This is a genomic window from Pedobacter sp. Leaf41, from assembly GCF_001422545.1.
In the GTDB taxonomy this organism is placed as follows: Bacteria; Bacteroidota; Bacteroidia; order Sphingobacteriales; family Sphingobacteriaceae; genus Pedobacter.
Genome location: NZ_LMLE01000011.1, coordinates 288,784 through 306,448 on the forward strand (window position 1 = coordinate 288,784; position 17,665 = coordinate 306,448).

Genomic DNA, 17,665 nt, shown 5'->3' on the forward strand with positions numbered 1-17,665 from the left:
CGACAAAGTATTCGGTTTAATGTGGATTTAAATGGCCGCAGAAATAGCGAACACTTAAACCAGATGAGGAATTATAAGATATATCAGGCCATCTCGAATGAAAACTTACTAAAATGTAATTTCTTTCGTTATGGCTTAATGCCCGACAAAGTCTTCGGTTTCACTTTGGATTGAAGTGGCCGCTGAAATAGCGAACACTTAAACCAGGTGCGGGTTTAAGTATATCGATGATGTTGAAATGCTTATACATTAACTCAAGGTATATATGTGGAATAACTATTTGCTAGCATGAAGATCATTTTTTTAGCTGCTGATTAAAATACTGAACAAAAAGAATGTAGGTTGGGTCTTGGGTACCGTGTAATTTTGAAAAACATAGTATTTATATCATGTTGCTCAAAAAAACCGGCTTACTTATTATAATATTTCTTTGCTCTCAGTTTTCACAAGCACAATCTGGATGTTTAATATCAAGCAATGCTACTGTTTATACTGAACAAGATAATAATGGATTGGTAAACGCAGTATTGGCACTGGTTTTCGGAGGAAACCCGGTTTATAAGGCAAACCCAAATGAACCTTCGGTAGCCACGTGTGTAAATAATTCCCATAAAGTTTGGACAGCAACGTCTCAGAACTGTACTGTTTGTCCATTCGGATATTCATTTAACTTACTTAATGTTATTACAGGTTGTCAAACTACTACATATCAGGGCAAAGTAGCTTCATCGCAAATATTATTTTGCCCCCTCGACGACTACACTTTGCCTCTCACCGCCACAGCCGGTTTATTCGGCATATTCTTCATCCGAAAAAGAAAACTATTTTAAAAAGTATCATAACTTTCATTCCAACTTAGATTGGTTGATTTTATAACTAATGAGCCAACTGAATGAGATTGCCACGGTCGTGAAGAACTTCCTCGCAATGACGGATTTAAAATTGAAAAGTCAACCGTCATTACAGTTATACTTTAATAAATCAATCTGTCCCCCGAATCAAATAAAAGTCATGGCGTGTAATTCCATCCGGCTAAGAAACTGATCAAGTCTATCTTTCAGAAAAGTTAAATCAGCAAATGAAATCTTGTAATTCTCCTCATACCTTGCGCCAACATAAGCTGTTTGTAAAAGCATTAACCATTTCAACTCTTTCCGTTGATGATCATCAAAAATATTTTGGAGTGCAGGGTAATAGAAAGCGGCTTCTTTTTGCAAAAGGATTAATTGATGGCTTCTAACTGTTGCGGTTTTATTAAGTATGATCAGTGTTCTCAAAACTTGCTCACAGGTTTGATGGAGTAGAAACGCCGTTAAATTTCCTTTCTCCTGTTCAAAGTAAAAGTTAGCCAGCTCATAAAACTCTGCAGCCCGTTTTAATCCATTCTTAAATGTATTTGATGCGTGATCACGTAGTGCAGTAATCAGTTTATCACTGCTGGGCTTTAGGTTATAGGGGCCACTCTTTTTATAGATGCAATTCGCATCAATACAATTTGTAGAAAGAAAAAAATCTCCACGTTGCAATAGATCATTTACAGTTCCGTATTCACGGTAAATGATTTGGATAGATGGCTGTGTTGAGTTTGTAAACGTAACAATATTTTTTACTTCATCATTAGCTAAATAAGAATAGGGATCGGAAACCAATATAAGCCTTATGGGTTCAATACCTGCTGAATAGCAAAATATATAGGAAACTGGAATCACTTCAACGATAAGTTGTAAAAACATTTTTAGGTGCAAATCCGGGATGGGATAAAGATCTTTAGAAGTGAAATCCCGATTCAACTCCTGTTGTTTGATTAAATTAATCATCTTCCTCCTCTCCCTGAACAAAATTAAGGCGCTGCGGAACAACCAATACAAAACACAATTCAATTACCTTTAAAAGCTTATCGTACAACTCAAAGCCATATTTTGAATCTGTTGTACCTAAAAAATCGCCCGAAGCGAATCCATAATATTGCCACTCGTTTAATCCATATCGCATCTCTTTAATGTGATCAAGCGTAAGAAGAATTTTGAGCGATTTAAGCGGATGCATTAATTCCTCCTCATTCAAAATAGTCGGCTCATATTGCCGGCTTCTTATCCCCGGAATTTCCGGATGTTTTTCGTCAACGTCCCTAATCCACTCTGCAAACGAAATAGAGGTTGTAGAATAAGGTTTGTTGTAATCGAAAGGAACTTCATGCCTTAAAATCAGATACGCAGCGTGTATCAGCTGTGTAAGCTGTTGATGAAAAAATAAAATATTGCTCACCTTTTCAACTTGCTGATCGTCCGTCATGCAGGCTTTAAACCAGTGTAGTAGATCTCTGCGATAAGCATTTAAACTAGCTCCGCCATAAAATTCAAGAAGTACAGAATAGGGATCTGAAATTTGATTAGCATCCAGTAAAATAGGAGATGTATCTTTAAAGCTAGCAATCTGATCTTTAAAAAAGTCTGCACTGTTTTTCCCAATTCTGTAGTTAATGAGCCAGGAAGCCTCCGTTAATCTTTTAATCATATTCGCTACCGGGAATATTTCACAGCACAGGCTTTCATCAGTTGATTCTGATAAGTTCATGTCTAGCCATACATCAAGACATTGTTTATATTCATTTAGGGTTTCCTCATCTTTAAGCACAGCGAGATATTGGTTGGGATTAATCATCTCTTCTTCAGTAAGGTACTCAGGATGATAGCCCAAAATTTCGCATTCCAATTTCACTTCGGAGGGTGTTCGGGTAGTTAATTTTACCAATTCTTCATTGCCCTGAAGAGTCACCTGATGAAAATTATAAGACTCTACAAGTAAATTCAGCATCGTTTCGTGCTGGCATAAAAGTTTGTGTGGTTGATGTTTGCCATAAAAATCCCGTTTAGCAAATGGAATTTCTGTCCATTCCTCAATTTCTTTTAATCGTTTTTGAAGGCTGCTAATCCCATAAAAATAGTCATAAGTATACCATTTAAGGCTTTCATAATTGGTAATGAGTTGATCAGTTTCCATAATTTCTATGTTTAAATGAGTAATCCTTATATTGCGGATTGATTGATACCAAATTACAATCTAGTATTCGTTAAACGAAATATATTTTCGTATTACTTATTAACATTTATCGATGACTGAAATAGAAAGGTTAAAAAGTTTGATCGCCCAACTGGGCTTTAAAACCCAAAAAGAATTTGCATTGGATATGAAAATTACGGATGGCAATCTTTCTGATATCTTACGTGGTAGAATCGGGATTTCCCGAGCCTTTAAAGAAAAAATAGGTTTTAAATACAATGCCAATATAGAATGGCTTGAACAGGGGTTAGGAGAACCAATTTTAAAAAAAGGTCCAGCTATTTCAGAAGCAAAAGAAGGGGTGCCATATTTTGATATTACCCTTGCAGATTTTGATAAGTTCTTATTGGAAGAGGAGAAGCCGGAATATTTTGTTAACTATAAGCCGTTTAACGATTGTACAGCCTATCTACCAGTTTATGGCGATAGTATGTATCCTAAATACGCCTCTGGTGAAATTATTGCGGTTCGTGAAGTCACAAATTTTGAAGTGTTACAATGGGGTGAAGCCTACGTGGTAATGACAGATGAAAGTTCAAATCACATGCGAAGTATTAAATTGCTTTATGAACATGCTGATAAGGGGAAGCTTATTCTTCGCTCTTCAAATCCCAATTTCAAAGGTGATACCATCATCGCTAAAAGCAGTATTCAGGCATTGTATATCATCAAAGGGAAAATTACCAGAAACTTGATTTAGCGCTTCCCGTAAATAAATTCATCAGATTAGAAAATTAATAATTATTCTTTAGAGTTGTAAAATATTACTATCTTCCTGCAATGATTAACACCACTGCTTATGAAGAAGTTAGGTTTAATCATCCCGCTCTTAATCGCATTCCAATTTTTAAAATCAGATTCTGTATTTGCAGATACTCCCGTTAGGGGATGTCGATTAGGTATGAGAATTTGGTATACGGTCGACAATATATATCACTCAGGTGAACCATTTTTTTTAAATGATTTAGATGGCAACGGAACTGATGATGGATTTAATTTTCTTTCTGGTAGATGTAGTTCAGGAATCTTAACATCTTGTACCATAATAAATAAGTCAGATGGTACAATTTTCAATTCCCCTACATACGGAAGCGTGGGAGAACTCTCTGATTTCAGCATAGACAATTGCCCCATCGATGATTATATCCCGCTATTATTTATCTTTACGGCTGGCATAGCTTTCTTTCAAATCAGAAAAAGGCAAGCTTCCATAAAAGATGAAAATCTCTATCATTACCGTAGTTTATAATGCAGAACCATACATTAAAGATTGTATCGAATCCGTAATCAATCAATCTTACCAACCTATTGAGTATATTATTATTGATGGTGGTTCTACGGATCAAACTTTGAACATCATCGAAAAGTACAAGCAGAATGTTACCCATCTGGTTTCCGAAAAAGACCAGGGACTTTATGATGCGATTAATAAGGGAATAAAACTGGCTTCAGGAGGGGTGATTGGACTGCTGAATGCAGATGATATGTTGGTTGGAAGTCATGTGGTTGCGGAAATTGCAAAGGCTTTCGCCGCCCAGCCAGATATTCAGGCAGTTTACGGAGATTTAAATTATGTCACAGCAGACAAAAGAAAAGTTGTGAGGCAATGGCGTTCTCAACAGGCCGATTTGAAGGATCTTGAAAAGGGCTGGATGCCTGCGCACCCCACATTGTACCTAAAAAGAGAATTATTTAAGTCGTATGGTAATTACGCCCTCGATATGGGTACGGCTGCAGATTATGATTTAATTTTAAGGTTTTTCCATACATACAAGTTGAAAGCCATTTATCTTCCACTATTGATGGTAAATATGCGAACAGGCGGCGTAAGCAATAGAAATGCTTCGAGTTTGCTACATGCATTAAAAAATGATTATAAAGCTTTACTGCGAAATAAAATTCCAAATCCAATTTGGGTGTTATTAAGGAAAAAGCTTAGTAAGTTGGAGCAGTTTTAATAGTTATCATTTGCAATTTTATTTGTCATGCTAATTTGATTGTAGTGGAATTAAGATTCCCGCCTTCGCGGGAATGACGACTGCCGATAAGGTTATTCATCGTAACAATGAGATTGCTTCGGCCTGCTCTTCTCAACCTCACAAAGTAGTTTATTAAGGTAATCATAGCCCAACCAGTTTTGACTTATGTCAAGTTAATTGGCTAATGTCCAATGCGAAATCAACATCATTCCTTATATTTGTTCAAACCGTTCCCGTTTTGTTTACAGATTTAATTGTTGCATATCCTATCGTCTTTTACGGCGCCATTGCTTTATTGGCATTTGCTATGGTATTGTTAAGTATTCCATCCATCATTTTCACTTCGTTGAAGTACAAACTGTTCGATACAAATGATTTACATCGAAAAAGGCATAATTTAAGTATATCCCGTTTAGGCGGTTTGGCAATTGTGGCCAGTTTTACCATTAGCACCTTACTGTTTTCGGCCATGATAAATTTTAAGGAAGCAAACTACTTAATAGTTTCTTGTATTATTTTGTCGGCCCTGGGTTTAAAAGATGATGTTTATGGCACTAACACCAGTACGAAATTCATCTTGCAGTTGCTGGTGGCTGGCATTCTGGTATTTTTCGGCAATTTTCGGTTAAGTAGTTTATATGGCGTATTGAATATTTTCGATATGAATATGATGTGGGGAGGCCTGTTTTCCATTATTTTGATTATTTTCCTGAACAATGCTTTTAATCTCATAGATGGAATTGATGGTCTGGCAGGTTCAATCGGAATATTGGCAGGCCTTTCTTTTGGGATTGCCTTCGCTACTTCCAATCAGATCCCTTATGCATTTATCTCCTTCGCTCTTATCGGGGCAATAGCTGGCTTTTTGAAGTTCAACTGGTATCCGGCTAAGATTTTTATGGGAGATACAGGGGCGCTGATTATCGGTTTAACTACTGCTGCACTGGCCATAAAGTTTATAGAAATAAATAAATTTACTGGCAATAATGAACCCACATTTTATTCTGCACCTGCCATTGCTGTTGCCATATTAATTGTGCCTATTTTCGATTCTTTGAGGGTTTTTACCATTAGGATATTAAAAAGAAAATCACCATTCATTGGCGATCGGGATCATATCCATCACCGCTTGGAAAGATTGGGTTTAAAACCAGATCAAATTGTTTGGATCACTACAATGTTAAATGTTTTCATTATTGCGTGTACCATTCTACTTCAACATTTAGGTAATTTCTTATTGATTGTGCTTTTAATCACTATCTGTGCTATTTATAATGGGGCGATCACCTGGCGGTTATCAAAGGCAATGCCGGGAAAAGCGTAATTTTCAGTCACAGGTTTCACATTCAATTTTAATATCAAAATAAAGCGTATTTTTGCGCCTAAAATATTAATGTAATGAGGCTGGCGATTAATGGTTTCGGTAGAATAGGGAGAACATTTTTGCGTTTGGCATTGGCCGAGGGTTTCGATGTGGTGGCAATTAATGATTTGGCTGATGCTAAAACAATGGCACATTTATTTAAATACGATAGTGTGCATGGGGTTCATGCAAGTGAAGTTTTTGCCAAGCCAGATGCAATTGTTATCGATAAAAAAATGATCCCTGTTTTCGCAATAAAAGATGCGGATGAATTGCCTTGGTCGGCCTTGAGGGTAGATTTAGTGGTGGATTGTACAGGAAAAAACCTAAGCGTTGAGGCTGCTGAAAAACACCTTAGTGCCGGAGCCAATCAGGTGCTTATTTCTGCACCCGCTGCCGATGAAATACCGATGTTGGTTTTAGGCGTTAACGATGATCAAATAGATTTAACAAGTCCGATTCTTTCTAATGCAAGTTGTACCACAAACAATATTGCGCCAATGATTAAGATCTTAAATGATAATTGGGGTGTAGAGGAGGGGTATATCACTACCATTCATTCGATGACGGGTGATCAAAACCTGCATGATTCCAACCATAAAGATTTGCGAAGAGCAAGAGCGGCTTCATCTTCCATCATTCCAACTACTACCGGGGCAGCAAAAGCGATTACCCATATCTTCCCTGAATTGGAAGGGCGTTTAGGAGGTGCAGGGATCAGAGTTCCTGTTTTAAATGGTTCACTTACTGATTTTACCTGTCTCTTAAAGAATAAAACCACCATCGAAGAAATCAATGCAGCCTTCAAACAGGCTTCTGAAAACGGACTTAAAGGAATTTTGGAATACACGGAAGATCCTATCGTTTCAATAGATATTATTGATAATCCAAACTCCTGTACTTTTGATTCTTTGCTCACTTCGATAGTGGGCGACATGGTGAAGGTGGTAGGCTGGTACGATAATGAGTATGGCTACAGCAGCAGGTTGATTGATGTGGTCAAGAAGATTAAATCTTTACGAGATTCAGCGTAAGTTTTCAGATTCTTAGTTAAATTTCAGCATTTTTTATTATTTCTTTTGAACGCTTATTCTGCCAAGATCGAGGCATTTGACCGGGAAAAAGCCACTAATATTTGCATGGATTAAAAGATTCGGAAATTTGCAGAGGAGTAGGGCGAGATGAATTCAAAATTTCATCTTACAACCACAGGTTTTAAGCAATGGTTGCCATTCCGTTGATAAAATTATATCTTCGAAATTGTTGTCTTTCTAATCCCGGAAAAGAAAACTTTTTAGTGAAATGGCTGCTCCCACAGATTTTGACTTCCTTATTAAGGATCATATTCATATTTGTAAAGCTTCAGAGGCTTGCTTAAAACTTGAAAATCCTTACAAAGCCCAACGTTGGCCTTTTTTCGCCATCTTGTTTTCCGTCGGCGAAGATATTTCTCATTGTGTTGAAAATGAAAAAATTGCCATCCCAAGAAGTCATTTCCTATTTATTGGCCCTGATCGTTATCATGCTTTTATGGAGAGAGAGAATGAAGATCTATGGATTGTAGTTTTCGATTACGGTTTCTATGCCAGAACACCTGCAGATGCTTATTTCATCCAAAATACACCTTTATTTTTCGATCAAAGCAAGATTTATCTAAGTAGCCCATCAATAGATATTGTAGAATATGTGCGGTTGCAGCTTTTATATATGCAAGCGCTGCTTGGCCAGTTGAATAATCCTATGGTGATTGATATTCTACACAACGCGGTTCAGGCGATGTTGCTTCGTTCCACATTTTATCATCAGGGTTTAATCACTTCCGGTATCCAACAAAGCAATCAGGAAGATAAAAAAATTGCAACCCGTTTTCGCGAAATTCTTCATCTTAACTTTCATCAAGCCAAAAAACTCGATTTCTATGCAGATGAATTAGGGATCAGTCCGCGAAGATTGAACCAGGCGATTATCACCGTCCACGGAAGATCGGCAAAGCAGCTTACCACAGAAAAGATTTTTGAAGAAGCAAAAAGCTTGCTTGGTCATAGTGCGCTTACCATTAAAGAAATTAGCTACCGTCTGGGTTTCACCGAAGAAAATAATTTCAGTGCTTTTTTTACGAAGCATGCGGGCTACAGTCCTAAAAAATATCGCAATCTCCAAAATAGCCTGGCGGTTTAGTAACTGCTCACCGCATCAGCGTCACTTAAATCATGCAAATTTAATAGTAGGGTCAGCCACAAATACGATTTTGGTACTGGGTGCTTGCCTGGTTAATTTTTACAAAAATGAATCTATTTTGACTGTCTATGACTACAATATTCATTTTGTTGATAATTGTCAATAATAACTTTTATTGGTTATCATATTGATAATCAGAGACTTGATAAAATCTCCTAGATGTATTTTATCCTGTCTGTTTTTTAATACTTTATTTGTCTTTTTTAATATTTTTTTGGAATAAAATTCGAAATACCTTTGCACTCCGTTCAGAACAGAAAGTAACTAAAAATTTACAAAGAAAATCAGGTGATTTTTGAATTGAGGGGAACACAAAAATAAAATAAAAAACAAAAAAAGCAACATAAAAGACATGAAATTAATCATCGCAACCATCGCAACCATCCTAGTATTTACTTTCCAACAAAAAGCATCAGCTCAAGCAGACAACGCAACATTAAACATTCGTTTGTATCCAATACAAACCATCACGGTAAACCCTGCACAAAAACTTGTTAACCTTGATTACAAAACAACTGCTGATTACACTAATGGTGTAAGTTCAACACAAAACGATCACCTTACCGTATATTCAACAGGTGCATTCGTAGTAAAAGTAAAATCAGCAGCTGCAACATTGCAAGGAAGTAAAGCATCGATTGATGCAAGTGATGTAACCATTACGCCAATAGCAGGTACTACTAATCAGCTTACAAACGCAGTTTACAATGCCCGTAGCTTAAGCAATAACGATCAGCCGATCATCACCAGTACTACCGGAAGTGTAAACAAAAATTTCAACATCACTTACAAAGCTGCAGGTGCTGAGAAATTTGTAGATAAATATTTCAAAACTGAAAACCCTACAGTTTACAGCACAGTAGTGACCTACACAATTGAGGCAAACTAAAATAATACCATTCAAGGAAGGCAACGGTGGAACAATCCATTGTTGCCTTTTTTGTATATTTGCCATCTAGTCCCTGCCTTCATGAAAAGACATTTTACTCTACTTACCTTTACTTTATTGCTTTTTACAATTAAAGCATTAGCACAAACAGGTCTTTCAGTAACTCCACCTAGAGTTTACTTTACGGTTGATAAGGGGCAATCTCAGAAGCAAATTGTGACAGTGAGTAACGTGAGCAAAACCACTGCGTTAGATTTAAGTGTTTCGTTAAGCGATTGGGCATACGATATTAAAGGTAACAACAACATTTTCGAAGCAGGCTCTACCGCCGGATCTTGTGCAAACTGGGTATCGGTATTGCCATCCTCTTTTTTCTCATTGGGCCCTGGTGAGCAGAAAGATATCGAATTGCAGGTAAGTCCTCCGGCAAATCTTATGGATACACTCCCTGTGCATACTGCAATGCTTTATGTTACTCAACTCAACCCTTTTGATGATGTGAGCGAGAAGGGCGCAAATATTAAGGTCGCCATTAGAACAGGCATCAAATTGTATCAGCGTTTTCCGACTACCCGGCGTCCCGATTTGGATATTGTGGGTTTCGCCATCAACAAGAAATTGCTCACTTTAAAATTCGTTAACATAGGAAACGTTTGGGCTGATGGCACAGCAACATGCGAACTGCTCGAACGTAAATCGGGGAAGAAAACCATGCTAAAGGATGTTATATTCTACTCTGTTCCTGGTAATAACAGGGAAATATTTTTCGAGCTTCCCGCCGATTTAGCAAAAGGAGAATATGTAGCATCTTCCATACTCAACTATGGCGAAGATTCGACCGTAAAACTAGCAGAACTGGAGTTTAATCATGAATAAACGTTTCTTCATTTGCTGCCTGTTTTTTACAGTGCTTTTCTCCATGTGCAGGGTTGATAGTTTTGCACAGGCTAGAATCGGCGCCAGCAATCAAAATTATATTTCAGTAGCCACTTCTAAAGATCAAACCTTTAGTAATGCCTACCAGGTTCAGCTCGATGTACTAGGAATTTTAAGAAACTACCCGAACTGGAGTTTGGGAATGATTCTCTTGCAACCTATTACAAACAGCGAGGGCAAAACGTTTCCTTTTAATAAGCTTAAGCTCAAGCTAAGTGCAGTTAACGGTACAACTTTTCAGCAAATAGGCAGCGGAACTACACCAATCCCTTTATCTACTCCAGGAACACAATCTTTACTCATCAATTCGTCTAAATATGCCTTGAGTACCGAGTGGTATGAGTTTTATAAAAGCATTGTTTTTACGGTTGATTTGGTTTTAGAAGGTGGAACTTATATGGATGCGCTGAAATCATGGCAGGCTTATTCACTCAATATCGCATTTGTACTTTTAGATAGAAATGGCAATGAGCTTGGGCGTTCCAGTGCCGTGAACGGAATGCAAATCCGTCCGGATGGCAGTTATCAATCGCCAGCGAGCTATGGAATTCAGGTGCAAGACAACGCCAGATCAGCTCTGCTCGAACTTAAAACCATGAACGATTATGCCAATGGCGCATCAGTAAGCTATGCCAATGGCTTAAGCGTAACTGCTGCCACGCCTTATGCTATTCAGGTAAGAATGGGAAGTGCGAATTTTAGTTCGGGCAAAAATTCGCTTCCAGTTTCTGTTGCTAACTTGAATTTAATTCCTGCAACGGGTGGGACTGGAGGCAGCATTACCCTTTCTGAAACTGCTCAAACCATATTAAATGGGGGTGCAATGACGTCTTCATCACAGCTATATCGCTATAATGTTCGTTACTTCACCAAGGCTAATGATGCCAGACTGAATAATGCTGTGCCTGATTCTTACAGCGGCTTAGTGATTTACGAGATTATTCCACAGTAAACACCTCATGCTTCGATCATTTACTAAATCCTTTCTGGTATTTTTTAGTTTGACGATATTTTTGTCGACCGCTTTACATGCGCAGCAAAAAGCATTGGTCAGTATTTCTGCGGATACTCTTGTAGAACTGGGAAATGAAAAACTGTTATCACTGAGTGTAAAAGTATCCAATTCTTCTGCTTCAACTTTTGAGGGATTTATTTCGCCGGTTTTGCCACAAGGCTATAAAAAAGTTGGCGAGCCATTGCTTAAAGTTAAAATTGCAGCTGGGGCACATAGCTATTTTCCGATTAAATTTCTGGTTCTGAATTCGGCCAATGCTGGCGATGCAAAAATCGTTTTCAATTTAATGGGTCTCGAAGCCAGATTGCTCGCTTCCTCGTCGGCAACGGTAAATCTTCCGCTTGTTAGGGCCACGGCTTTGGTAGTAAGTACCCCGAGTATTTTATTGAAAAGCGTAGGCGATTCTATTATTTTAAAGGTAATGGTGCGCAATGCCGGAAATCAGGTGGAAGACCTTAAACTGGTAGCAGCTTTTCCTGGTGGAGAGGGAGAAAGCAAACAAATTATCGAGCAAAACCTGTTGCTTATTCCTGGGAGCGAAAAGGAAATTCACTTTTCGAAAGTCATTACCAAACAAATTTATCAACTCAGTAGCTTTTATATTAATGTGGCGGGCCTTTACAAAAACGGAAATCTTTTTGGTAACGGTGTTGCTTTCGTACAAAATGCGGCCGGCGAGAGGCAGTTTGTTTCCAGCGGTCAGGATCGCACACTCAACCTGCTTGGCGGTACAAACCAAGTTTCACTAATCGGACAAAACTTATTTTCCGATTCTCAATCCTGGCAGCTTACCGGAGGAGGTACCACTCAGGTTGGAAACGGGCTCCTCGCTTTCAATGTGGATGCTTATCAATGGCAAAATTTATCTAATCAACCCTTAATTACCAACACCTGGTTAAATTATGAAACTAAGAATTATGGTGCAACTGTTGGAAATATTACGGAGAATTTAGAAAGTTTTATTAATGGCAGGGGAGTAAAAGTGTATACTAAAAAAGAAGAAAGTAAAGAGGGTTTGGAATTTGGTGCGGTAGAGAAATCATTTAATTTGTTAGGATCAAATTTTGACTACGGTTATGCGGCTTACGCCAGGTTAAATGCTGGAAATGGCGGTGCTGGTTCGGTAGCAAGCAGCATGATTTTCGATTATTCACCCCTAGATGAAACACGATCGGTATTAACTTCCAATACGGTTACATTGTTCAATCGTCAGAAATTTTCTTTAAACGCAACGGCCGGGGGTGGTTTGTCGCAAAATCTTAATGATATAAGCGACATCAAGCCGTCATTATCATTGGGCGCAAATATGAATGGTGCGATAGGGAAGTTTAGTTTTACCAGTAATAACTTCTATTCAAGCGCTTACTATCCCGGAATTCGGCGGGGGGTAATGCAGTTTAATGAACGGATAGCCAGGTATTTCGGGAAGCAATATCTTTGGGTGGGTTTCAATTATTATAGTTTTGATCCTCAATATCAACGTGGTTTTAGCTTCTTCCAAAGGGATTATGCTTTGCAGCGATTAGAATTGGGATGGGCCAGGCCCATTGGGCAGCTAGCAAATTTCACGCTAACGCTTTCCAATGATCAGGAAAAAGCCTCGTACAATTTTTTAGGCTATGCAAAGGGAAGTCTCAATGCTATCCGTTTAAATGAATCGATAAACTGGCACAGCAGAAATTTCAAACAAAACATATTTTTATCGTTAGAAAACGGATTTGCCAATTATTCATCAAAGAACAATTTTCAGCTCAGGATGAATGCCAATTGGTCTCATCCGTGGTTCAATCTTAATGTATTCTATCAACGCGGAAGCTTTTTAATTGCAGAAACATTTCAGGGAAATCCTCAGGAAGATATTTCACGTTTCAGTATTAGTCCTTCTTTCCGCCATACCATTTTAAAAGGCAAGCTTAAGCTAGAGGCTGGCATAATATTTTACCGGGATGGATTTTTTGGTAATAACACCACTTATACCGCAAGAAGTGAATTTCAAATTAGTCAGAAAAGCTCTTTTTATATTGGTAGCTATCAGTATCAATACAGCAACATGCTCACCAGGTCTACTTTTAGAAGTTTACAGGCAGGCATAACGCAAAAACTTCCAACGCCAAAGCAACATATCACGGGTAAAAAAGGCGATATGGAAATATTATTTTTTATTGATGAGAATCAAAATGAAATTTTTGATGCGGGGGAAATTCCTGCAAAAAATGTAAACGTACTCATCAATAGAACCTTATTTGTAGTTCCTGTGGATGGAAAAATAAAATATAACAAAGTACCGTACGGTAGCTATGTCATTAATATGCCTTTGCAAAACGGCTATCAAATCGACCCGCAGACGGTTACTATCGATCAGAAAAAAACTATACTTGCCATACCGCTTCAGCGAAATGGAAATGTTGCCGGAATGGTAAACGTTTTATATGAAGAGAACAAAAGCGTAGAAACCGTAATTTCTCTTGCAGAAATAAATGTTTCTTTTGTTAATGATAAAGGAATTATTCGTTCGGTTAAAACTGGCGAAAAGGGCGATTATTCGATAAACCTTCCACTAGGTAACTACAAAGTTTATCCCGAAAGCAAAAACCTCCCGCTAAATACTGCTTATGTTTTGCCGCCTAAATCGATCACGGTTTCTAATGGGCAAACCACCAAAGTAGAAACTATAACTTTGAAAGTGAAGGAAAGAAAGGTGGAGATAAAAAGGTTTAAAAACTAAAAAATCATATATCAGTTGAGGAATTGTTTTTTAGGGAATTCAACGTTTGATATATGATTTCAGATATTTTTGAACATGAATCTTCACTCATAAGAACCAGGTACAAAGATGTAACAGTTGGATCGATAAAAAGTTTTTTTTACATCAACCTGCTGGTTTTTTACATGAAACCAAATCGAGGTTTAGGCTGACCAATTCAACGGCAGTTGAGTTTTGAAATAAATCCTAATCATCTCTGTAAGCAACAAGAATTAAAATATTTTTTCGAAAGATTGAATTTCAGGTTTTAATGCCAGGATTTATTGGTCTGAGTTGTTGCAGGTGTCTTAATTTTTACGTTAATTTTTAATGTGCTTTCAAATGCTTTATTAACTTTGCAAACGTTTGCGAAGCCGATTAAATATCATTTTACACTGGGAATCTGCTGCTTGCTACTCATAAGCTATGGTTAAATTTATTCTTCCGGAAGAGGTGCTGCCCTTGAGAAGTTTGGTTCTAAGAAATGGAAAACCCTTAACTGAATGTGAATTCGAGGGCGACAGAAACTACGATACCTTTCATCTCGGTTATGTGGAAAATGATAAGATCAGATCGATTGCCAGCCTAATGCGAAACGATTACTTCCCTGAAGAAGGAGAGGGTTATCAGTTGAGGGGAATGGCTACCCACCCCGATTTTGGCGGGAGAGGCTATGGCGCTGCATTAATTAATTTTGCTGTAGAATACCTGAAAGAATATCAAACCGATTATTTATGGTGCAATGCCCGAAGCAGTGCTGCAACATTTTATAAAAAATTGGGTTTTATAAACGAGTCGCCAGAATTTGATATACCCGGAATTGGCTTCCATTATGAAATGAGACTAAAACTAAAATAAAATATAAACATGAAAACGATTGACCAATTAGATTTTAAAGATAAAAAAGCGCTCATCAGAGTAGATTTTAATGTTCCCTTAGATGATGATTTTAAAATTACCGATGATAAAAGGATGCGTGCTGCTTTGCCTACCATTACCAAAATTTTAAACGATGGCGGATCGGTGGTTTTAATGTCGCACTTAGGCAGACCAAAAGATGGTCCAACTGATAAATATTCTTTAAAACATATTCTTGGCGATCTATCTCGCATGCTCGATCTTGAGGTTAAATTCGCTGATGATTGCATTGGAGAAAGTGCCGTTAATCAAGCGAAAAATCTTTTCCCAGGAGAGGTTTTATTGTTAGAAAATTTACGTTTTTACAAAGAAGAAGAAAAAGGTGATGTCGCTTTTGCAGAGAAGCTCTCGAAATTGGGTAACGTATATGTAAATGATGCCTTCGGAACTGCGCACAGAGCACATGCGTCTACGTCAATTATTGCGCAATTTTTTCCTGATGCAAAATACTTTGGTTATTTAATGGCCTCTGAAGTAGAAAATGCTGAGAAAATTTTAAATCATGCTGAACGTCCGTTCACCGCAATTATGGGCGGTGCAAAGGTTTCCGATAAAATCTTATTGATTGAAAAGTTATTGGATAAAGTTGATAACATCATTATTGGTGGTGGGATGGCTTACACATTTGCTAAAGCGCAGGGTGGCGAGATAGGTACATCATTATTAGAAGCTGATAAGCAAGAGCTTTCTTTGGAGCTTGTAGAAAAAGCTAAAGCGAAAGGGGTTAATTTAATTCTTCCTGTTGATACCGTAATCGCTGATAAATTTGCCAACGATGCTGATAAGAAAGATGTAGATTCTGGTCAAATCCCAACTGATTGGATGGGATTAGATATTGGTCCAAAATCGGTAGCCTTGTTTCAGGATGTAATCAAAAACTCTAAAACATTATTATGGAATGGCCCAATGGGTGTTTTCGAAATGGAAAACTTTCAGGCAGGTACAAAAGCGGTTGCTGATGCGGTTGTGGCTGCAACGAAAAATAATGGTGCTTTCTCATTAATTGGTGGTGGCGATTCTGCTGCGGCAATTGCTAAATTTGGTTTGGAAGACGAAGTGAGTTATGTGTCTACCGGTGGTGGTGCATTGTTAGAGTATATGGAAGGTAAAGAGTTGCCAGGTGTTAAGGCAATAAACGAATAAATAGTAAGTATTACCTTTTATGAAAGGCTCCCTCGATTCTCTCGAAGGAGCCTTTTTTGTTTTCGCTCATTGAAAAGCTGTTTTTGCTAATCCAACTGCCAGCTCTACTCAGTATCAATATTTATATCGCCAGGTGTGCATAGTTTAGTTCTTGAAATTAATGTAATCGAAAAACAAATTCAATAAACTAAACTGTTTGACATGAAAACGAAATTCAATTTTAAACTATTAGCCCTACTTATGGTAGTGGCATTTTGCACATTTCTAGGTTGCAAAAAAGAGATTGCCCAACAAGGATTAAAAGGTGAGCCTGGCATAGCGGGGCCTGCAGGCAGTACGGTATTAAGTGGAAATGGTGGTCCAGATGCGACATTAGGTAAACTAGGCGATTTTTATCTAGATCTAGCCGTAGGTAACTTTTATGGGCCAAAAAAAGCTGAGGGATGGGGAACGCCGTTTTCGATGAAAGGGGCAGCTGGGTTAGCTGGGGCTACCGGGGCAACTGGAGCAACAGGAGCTGCTGGTGCAAACGGTACTAACGGCATTAATGGAACCAACGGTGCGCCAGGAAGTAAAATTTTAAATGGAACAGTTACGCCAGCTGCCGATTTGGGTGCGGTGGGCGACTATTACCTGGATAAGACAAGCTATAATTTATACGGGCCGAAAACAGAAACCGGCTGGGGTGTTGCGCTTTCATTGAAAGGAACAGCTAATGTAATTTACTCGGGCTGGAATTATGCCAAAAACTTTAGAGATACTACAATTGATGCTTCATTGCTTCGAATAGGCGATCTTATGGCGCCGGCATTAACTACCTCAATTTTGAACTCCGGTTCAATACAGGTTTATTTGGATTTCGGTGGAGGAGTTTATCCTTTGCCATATACATCTTTTGCAGGCTCAAAACTCAGTACTATCAATTATATGCCAAGATTGGGTAGGTTTACCTTTAGCCGTTTTACTACAGATAATAGCAGATCAGTTGCGCTATCTACAGTAATTCAATATCGCTATGTCATTATTCCTGGCGGCACCGCAACAGCAGTTGCCAAAGAAAATAAAATTGATATGAAAAACTATCAGGCCGTAGCCAAATTTTACGGTATCGGCAACTAGATAACCAAAAAGGTTCGCTCTTATTTTCGCCCTGATTACATCCGTAGTCAGGGTTTCTTGTTTTGTAAGGGATAAAATTATTAGCCAATGTTTAGTCAAGCTGGTTTAGTTATTAGAAAATCGTAACAGGATTATAGGTCCCGATTGTCCAATGCTTCTGTGCTTTTTTTGTAGCTTTAACCCTTCATTAAGGGATCTGATGAGTTATTTCTCCCACTGAAATTATAGTTTGGGAAATTTCTCCCACTTTAGCGGTGTTAGC

At 38.1% G+C, this 17,665-nt stretch carries 16 protein-coding genes; 14 read left to right on the top strand and 2 right to left on the bottom strand.

Features of this window, described 5'->3' with window-relative positions:
- The first annotated feature begins 389 nt into the window (after positions 1-389).
- Complete coding sequence (locus ASE92_RS18895) at positions 390-830, top strand: hypothetical protein (RefSeq protein ID WP_056851681.1); 441 nt, start codon at positions 390-392, stop codon at positions 828-830.
- Between the two features lie 168 nt (positions 831-998).
- Here ASE92_RS18895 and ASE92_RS18900 read toward each other — a convergent pair whose 3' ends face one another.
- Entirely contained in the window at positions 999-1,733 is a 735-nt protein-coding gene (locus tag ASE92_RS18900) for a HEPN domain-containing protein (protein ID WP_162237775.1), read from the bottom strand.
- Positions 1,734-1,809: 76 nt separating this feature from the next.
- The gene (locus tag ASE92_RS18905) at positions 1,810-3,000 is read right to left on the bottom strand and encodes a hypothetical protein (RefSeq protein ID WP_056851683.1); all 1,191 of its coding nucleotides are present in this window, start codon (positions 2,998-3,000) and stop codon (positions 1,810-1,812) included.
- A 112-nt stretch (positions 3,001-3,112) separates the two neighbouring features.
- Here ASE92_RS18905 and ASE92_RS18910 point away from each other — a divergent pair, with 112 nt between their 5' ends.
- From ASE92_RS18910 to ASE92_RS18970, 13 genes are all read left to right on the top strand, one after another.
- Positions 3,113-3,760: an XRE family transcriptional regulator gene (locus ASE92_RS18910; protein ID WP_056851684.1), complete on the top strand. Its 648-nt coding sequence runs from the start codon at positions 3,113-3,115 to the stop codon at positions 3,758-3,760.
- Between the two features lie 99 nt (positions 3,761-3,859).
- Positions 3,860-4,309, top strand: coding sequence for a hypothetical protein (locus ASE92_RS18915; RefSeq protein WP_157255792.1), 450 nt, complete (start codon positions 3,860-3,862; stop codon positions 4,307-4,309).
- A complete protein-coding gene (locus tag ASE92_RS18920) occupies positions 4,278-5,018 on the top strand; it encodes a glycosyltransferase family 2 protein (RefSeq protein WP_056851686.1) in 741 nt (246 codons plus the stop codon). Before ASE92_RS18915 ends, ASE92_RS18920 begins: the two co-directional genes overlap by 32 nt.
- 205 nt (positions 5,019-5,223) lie before the next feature.
- Complete coding sequence (locus tag ASE92_RS18925) at positions 5,224-6,363, top strand: MraY family glycosyltransferase (protein WP_056851687.1); 1,140 nt, start codon at positions 5,224-5,226, stop codon at positions 6,361-6,363.
- Between the two features lie 74 nt (positions 6,364-6,437).
- Positions 6,438-7,436 carry a type I glyceraldehyde-3-phosphate dehydrogenase gene (gene gap, locus ASE92_RS18930; RefSeq protein WP_056851688.1) on the top strand — a complete coding sequence of 333 codons (999 nt, stop codon included), beginning with the start codon at positions 6,438-6,440 and terminating at the stop codon, positions 7,434-7,436.
- Positions 7,437-7,704: 268 nt separating this feature from the next.
- Positions 7,705-8,580: an AraC family transcriptional regulator gene (locus tag ASE92_RS18935; protein WP_056851689.1), complete on the top strand. Its 876-nt coding sequence runs from the start codon at positions 7,705-7,707 to the stop codon at positions 8,578-8,580.
- Positions 8,581-8,992: 412 nt separating this feature from the next.
- Complete coding sequence (locus tag ASE92_RS18940) at positions 8,993-9,529, top strand: hypothetical protein (RefSeq protein WP_056851690.1); 537 nt, start codon at positions 8,993-8,995, stop codon at positions 9,527-9,529.
- 81 nt (positions 9,530-9,610) lie between these two features.
- Entirely contained in the window at positions 9,611-10,405 is a 795-nt protein-coding gene (locus tag ASE92_RS18945; RefSeq protein ID WP_056851691.1) for a hypothetical protein, read from the top strand.
- Positions 10,398-11,417, top strand: coding sequence for a hypothetical protein (locus ASE92_RS18950; protein ID WP_157255793.1), 1,020 nt, complete (start codon positions 10,398-10,400; stop codon positions 11,415-11,417). Before ASE92_RS18945 ends, ASE92_RS18950 begins: the two co-directional genes overlap by 8 nt.
- Positions 11,418-11,424: 7 nt before the next feature.
- On the top strand, positions 11,425-14,205 hold the full coding sequence (locus tag ASE92_RS18955; RefSeq protein WP_157255794.1) for a hypothetical protein: 2,781 nt from the start codon (positions 11,425-11,427) through the stop codon (positions 14,203-14,205).
- A 444-nt stretch (positions 14,206-14,649) separates the two neighbouring features.
- Positions 14,650-15,081 carry a GNAT family N-acetyltransferase gene (locus tag ASE92_RS18960; protein ID WP_056851694.1) on the top strand — a complete coding sequence of 144 codons (432 nt, stop codon included), beginning with the start codon at positions 14,650-14,652 and terminating at the stop codon, positions 15,079-15,081.
- Between the two features lie 9 nt (positions 15,082-15,090).
- On the top strand, positions 15,091-16,284 hold the full coding sequence (gene pgk / locus ASE92_RS18965) for a phosphoglycerate kinase (RefSeq protein WP_056851695.1): 1,194 nt from the start codon (positions 15,091-15,093) through the stop codon (positions 16,282-16,284).
- Between the two features lie 201 nt (positions 16,285-16,485).
- Entirely contained in the window at positions 16,486-17,403 is a 918-nt protein-coding gene (locus ASE92_RS18970) for a hypothetical protein (protein ID WP_056851696.1), read from the top strand.
- The last annotated feature ends 262 nt before the right edge of the window (positions 17,404-17,665 follow it).

Bases quoted from the DNA above. Each gene is read 5' to 3' on its own strand.
- ASE92_RS18895 (WP_056851681.1), top strand. From the start codon at position 390: ATGTTGCTCAAAAAAACCGGCTTACTTATTATAATATTTCTTTGCTCT.
- ASE92_RS18900 (WP_162237775.1), bottom strand. From the start codon at position 1,733: ATGTTTTTACAACTTATCGTTGAAGTGATTCCAGTTTCCTATATATTT.
- ASE92_RS18905 (WP_056851683.1), bottom strand. From the start codon at position 3,000: ATGGAAACTGATCAACTCATTACCAATTATGAAAGCCTTAAATGGTAT.
- ASE92_RS18910 (WP_056851684.1), top strand. From the start codon at position 3,113: ATGACTGAAATAGAAAGGTTAAAAAGTTTGATCGCCCAACTGGGCTTT.
- ASE92_RS18915 (WP_157255792.1), top strand. From the start codon at position 3,860: ATGAAGAAGTTAGGTTTAATCATCCCGCTCTTAATCGCATTCCAATTT.
- ASE92_RS18920 (WP_056851686.1), top strand. From the start codon at position 4,278: ATGAAAATCTCTATCATTACCGTAGTTTATAATGCAGAACCATACATT.
- ASE92_RS18925 (WP_056851687.1), top strand. From the start codon at position 5,224: ATGTCCAATGCGAAATCAACATCATTCCTTATATTTGTTCAAACCGTT.
- gap (WP_056851688.1), top strand. From the start codon at position 6,438: ATGAGGCTGGCGATTAATGGTTTCGGTAGAATAGGGAGAACATTTTTG.
- ASE92_RS18935 (WP_056851689.1), top strand. From the start codon at position 7,705: ATGGCTGCTCCCACAGATTTTGACTTCCTTATTAAGGATCATATTCAT.
- ASE92_RS18940 (WP_056851690.1), top strand. From the start codon at position 8,993: ATGAAATTAATCATCGCAACCATCGCAACCATCCTAGTATTTACTTTC.
- ASE92_RS18945 (WP_056851691.1), top strand. From the start codon at position 9,611: ATGAAAAGACATTTTACTCTACTTACCTTTACTTTATTGCTTTTTACA.
- ASE92_RS18950 (WP_157255793.1), top strand. From the start codon at position 10,398: ATGAATAAACGTTTCTTCATTTGCTGCCTGTTTTTTACAGTGCTTTTC.
- ASE92_RS18955 (WP_157255794.1), top strand. From the start codon at position 11,425: ATGCTTCGATCATTTACTAAATCCTTTCTGGTATTTTTTAGTTTGACG.
- ASE92_RS18960 (WP_056851694.1), top strand. From the start codon at position 14,650: ATGGTTAAATTTATTCTTCCGGAAGAGGTGCTGCCCTTGAGAAGTTTG.
- pgk (WP_056851695.1), top strand. From the start codon at position 15,091: ATGAAAACGATTGACCAATTAGATTTTAAAGATAAAAAAGCGCTCATC.
- ASE92_RS18970 (WP_056851696.1), top strand. From the start codon at position 16,486: ATGAAAACGAAATTCAATTTTAAACTATTAGCCCTACTTATGGTAGTG.